4 protein-coding genes are annotated in these 3,761 nt (G+C 68.3%); 3 read left to right on the top strand and 1 reads right to left on the bottom strand.

Annotated features, from left to right (window positions below; genetic code table 11):
• The coding region (locus B3547_RS10790) for an ATP-dependent metallopeptidase FtsH/Yme1/Tma family protein (protein ID WP_414690542.1) at positions 1-1,014 on the top strand (1,014 nt) is incomplete at its 5' end.
• 208 nt (positions 1,015-1,222) lie between these two features.
• Positions 1,223-2,203, top strand: coding sequence for a quinone oxidoreductase family protein (locus B3547_RS10785; RefSeq protein WP_292962965.1), 981 nt, complete (start codon positions 1,223-1,225; stop codon positions 2,201-2,203).
• A 19-nt stretch (positions 2,204-2,222) separates the two neighbouring features.
• On the opposite strand, the gene B3547_RS10780 is transcribed toward B3547_RS10785, so the two are convergent.
• Positions 2,223-3,065: a DUF3667 domain-containing protein gene (locus B3547_RS10780; RefSeq protein ID WP_292962962.1), complete on the bottom strand. Its 843-nt coding sequence runs from the start codon at positions 3,063-3,065 to the stop codon at positions 2,223-2,225.
• 116 nt (positions 3,066-3,181) lie between these two features.
• Here B3547_RS10780 and B3547_RS10775 point away from each other — a divergent pair, with 116 nt between their 5' ends.
• The gene (locus B3547_RS10775; RefSeq protein ID WP_292962960.1) at positions 3,182-3,568 is read left to right on the top strand and encodes a hypothetical protein; all 387 of its coding nucleotides are present in this window, start codon (positions 3,182-3,184) and stop codon (positions 3,566-3,568) included.
• The last annotated feature ends 193 nt before the right edge of the window (positions 3,569-3,761 follow it).

The raw sequence follows: 3,761 nt of genomic DNA, 5'->3' as shown, positions 1-3,761 counted from the left end.
CCCGACGTGCTCGATCCGGCGCTGCTGCGCCCCGGCCGTTTCGACCGGCAGGTTGTGGTGCCGATCCCCGATATCGAAGGCCGCGAGAAGATTCTCTCGGTTCACATGAAGAAGGTGCCGCTGGCACCCGACGTCAACGCCCGCGTGATCGCGCGCGGCACGCCCGGTTTCTCGGGCGCGGACCTCGCCAACCTCGTCAACGAGGCGGCGTTGCTGGCCGCGCGGCGCAACAAGCGCCTGGTCGCCATGCAGGAATTCGAGGACGCCAAGGACAAGGTCATGATGGGCGCCGAGCGCCGCAGCATGGTCATGACCGACGACGAGAAGAAGATGACCGCCTATCACGAGGCCGGTCACGCCATCGTCTCGGTCAACGAGCCGGCCAGCGACCCGATCCACAAGGCCACGATCATCCCGCGCGGCCGTGCGCTGGGCATGGTCATGCGCCTGCCCGAGCGCGATTCGTACTCGTACCACCGCGACAAGATGCACGCGAACCTCTCGGTCTCGATGGGCGGCCGCGTGGCCGAAGAGATCATCTTCGGCTACGACAAGGTCTCCTCGGGTGCCTCTTCGGACATCCAGTACGCCACGTCGCTGGCGCGCAGCATGGTCACCAAGTGGGGCATGTCGGACAAGCTGGGACCGCTGCAGTACGAAGACAGCCAGGAAGGCTATCTCGGCATGGGCGGCACGCAGCGCACGATGATGTCGGACGAGACCAACAAGCTGATCGACAGCGAAATTCGGGGTCTGGTCGATGGGGCACATGCCCGCGCGGTCGATATTCTCAAGACCAACGAGGAAAAGCTCCATCTGCTCGCCAACGCGCTGCTCGAATACGAGACGCTGACCGGCGACGAGATAAAGGTGCTGCTCGAAACCGGCAAGATCGACCGGCCCGATGCGCCCGCCGGCAGCTATCGCCCGGTCGCCTCGCAAGGGTCGGCCGTGCCGCGCGCGGGCCGCCGCTTCTCGGGCGGCGGTGCGGGGGCGCAGCCGCAGGGGGCGTGAAGGCGGATACGCCGTCCCGTTCTCGCGGCCTTGGGTCCGACGACCAGCCCTCCGTTAGTCCTGAGCCTGTCGAAGGACGCGCGCGGCGCTTGCCCGGCGCACGGTAAACCGCGTCAAGATCGAACCGTATCGCGCGTCCTTCGACAAGCTCAGGATGAGCGGGATCTGCTCAATCCAGTCCTTCCCTTCCCATGGTGAGGCCCGTTCCATGACCCAGACCACCCAAGCGATCGTGATCCGCGCCTATGGCGGCCCCGAGGCCCTGGTGCTGGAGGAGGTGCCGCTGCCGGCCCCCGGTCCGGGGGAACTGCTGGTCCGGCAGACCGCCGCCGGCGTGAACTTCCACGATATCTACGTCCGTTCGGGATCGTACCGCACGCTGGCGCTGCCCGGCATTCCGGGGCTGGAAGGCGTGGGCGTGGTCGAGGCCCTGGGCGAGGGCGTGACCGGTTTCGCGCCGGGCGATCGCGTGGCCTATATCGAGCGCAAGTATGGCGGCTATGCCCGCGCCCGCGTGGTCGATGCCGCGCTGGCGGTGCCCGTGCCCGATGGCGTGGACGATGCCGTGGCGGCGGCGTGGTATCTGAAGGGGCTGACCGCGCAGGCGCTGGTCGCCGATGTCCACCCCGTGTCCACCGGCGCGAACGTGCTGGTGCAGGCGGCGGGCGGCGGCGTGGGCCAGCTGGTCGCCCGCATGGCGAAGTTGCGCGGCGCAACTGTGATCGGCACCGCGGGTTCGCCGGAGAAGGTCGCGCTGGCCGAGGCCGCCGGCTGCGACGCGGTGATCCGCTATCGCGAGGAGGACGTGGTCGCCCGCGTGATGGAGCTGACCGGCGGTGCGGGTGTGGAAGTGGCCTATGACGCGGTGGGCAAGGATGCGTTCGACGGATCGCTGGCGGTGCTGGCGACGCGCGGGCACCTGGTCAATTACGGGCAGGCCTCGGGCACTATCCCGCCGCTCGACATTTCCCGGCTTGGCGCGAAATCGCTCTCGCTGACGCGGCCGTTCCTCTGGGCCTATGTCGGCACGCGCGAGAAGCTCGTCGCGGCATCGGCCGCGCTGTTCGATGCCATGGCTTCGGGCGCGCTGCCGCTGGCGATCGGCGGGCGCTTCCCGCTGGCGCGCGCCGCCGATGCCCATGCCGCGCTGGAAGCGCGCGGGATCGGGCCTTACGTGCTGGATTGCTGACGCCGCGCTTCGGAAAGGCTCAGGCGCCGGTTTCGGCCAGAACGAACAGGGCGAACAGCGCCAGCGCGGCAAAGGCGACGATGCCGAGCGCCAGCGTGCGCCACAGCGCGCCGAACCGCGAAACGCCATAGGCTCCGCGCACCTGCCGGTAGAGGTGGAGGGGCGGCACCAGCAGCGCCACGATTGCCAGCCCCGGCAGATGCGCCAGGCTGGCCAGCATCAGCACCGTGGCCAGAATGGTCATGAAACTGATCGAATAAGTCACGAACACGGTGTGATCGTACAGATGGAAGCGCCGGCTGAACGGAAACAGCAGCCACACGAACGGCACCGAGATCGGGATCAGCAGCCAGCTGTACTTGTAGGCGTAAGTCTGCACCTTGTAGAGCGCGAGGCCGGGGTTGGCCTTGAACTTCTGCAGAGCGTGATCGATCACCGGCACGTCGCTGGAAACGGCGTTGATCTCGCCGTTGCCGACGACCTGCGCCTTGCCGTCGGCGTCGATCTTCGTCTGTGGCGTGATTTCTCCGGCGGTCTGCTTCATCACAGCGAACATCAGGAACACGGCGAACAGGAACAGCGCCAGCGGGGAGACGAAGCGCGCGCGCTCCCCCGCGACATAGCGGCGGGTGAGATCGCCTGGCCGCCACGCCAGCATCGGCAGCGTGCGCCAGATCCTGCCCTCGAAATGAAACACGCCGTGCAGCAGATCGTGAAAGAACGCGCCCAGCGTGCGGTGGACGTGCGCCGCCTGCCCGCAGGCGTGGCAATGGCTGCCGACCAGCGTCGTTCCGCAGTTCAGGCACGCGGCTTCGTGGGTATGGCCATCGTCCGCCGCGCTTGCCGGCACTTTCTCGTTCATGCTGCCCCCGTCGTTGCGTGAAGGAATAGCCAAGTCCCGCGCGAGTGACTACCGTCCGCGCCGTCGATTTGCGCCGAACCCGATGAGGCGGCCGCACAAGGAAAGGGACGGGAGCCATGAAGCCTATCGCCATTGCCGCCACAGCCGGCCTGCTGAGCCTTGCCATGCCCGTGGCGGCCGCGCCGGGCGACATGACCGTGGCCACGTTTCTGGCCAAGGCCGATGCGCTGCGCTCCAGGGGGCCGCTGGCGCTGATGTCGTCGGACTATTCGCTGCTCAAGGGCGAAGTGACCGGGGCCGCGCAGGCCTATCGCTCGCGCCTGCGCGGGGAACAGGCCGCCGGCCGCCCCAGCAGTTGCCCGCCCGCCGGCCGCGCGCCGTTCAACAGCGATGACGTGATCGGCCAGATGCGGACCTACCCCGTCGGCGCGCGCGGCCAGACCACGGTGGCGACGGCGGTGGCCGACCTGTTCCGCAACCGGTATCCCTGCCCTGCCAGATAATCCGCCGCCGGTGATCCGCGCCCGACGAGAGTTTAACGCGGTATTTACCTTGAGGGTGCAGGGCTGAGGCGAGCTTTCCCGGCGGATCATCGCGGCCGGGCGCAGGAAAGGAGCAGCCGGAGTGTTCGGTCCGCGCGAGGGACTGGCCGGATCGGGGAACGTGGTGTTCGGCCGCGCGCGCGCGCTTGCGCCT

Source organism: Novosphingobium sp. UBA1939 (assembly GCF_002336885.1).
Taxonomy (GTDB): Bacteria; Pseudomonadota; Alphaproteobacteria; order Sphingomonadales; family Sphingomonadaceae; genus Novosphingobium.
This window is presented reverse-complemented; position numbering and strand designations above follow the sequence as displayed.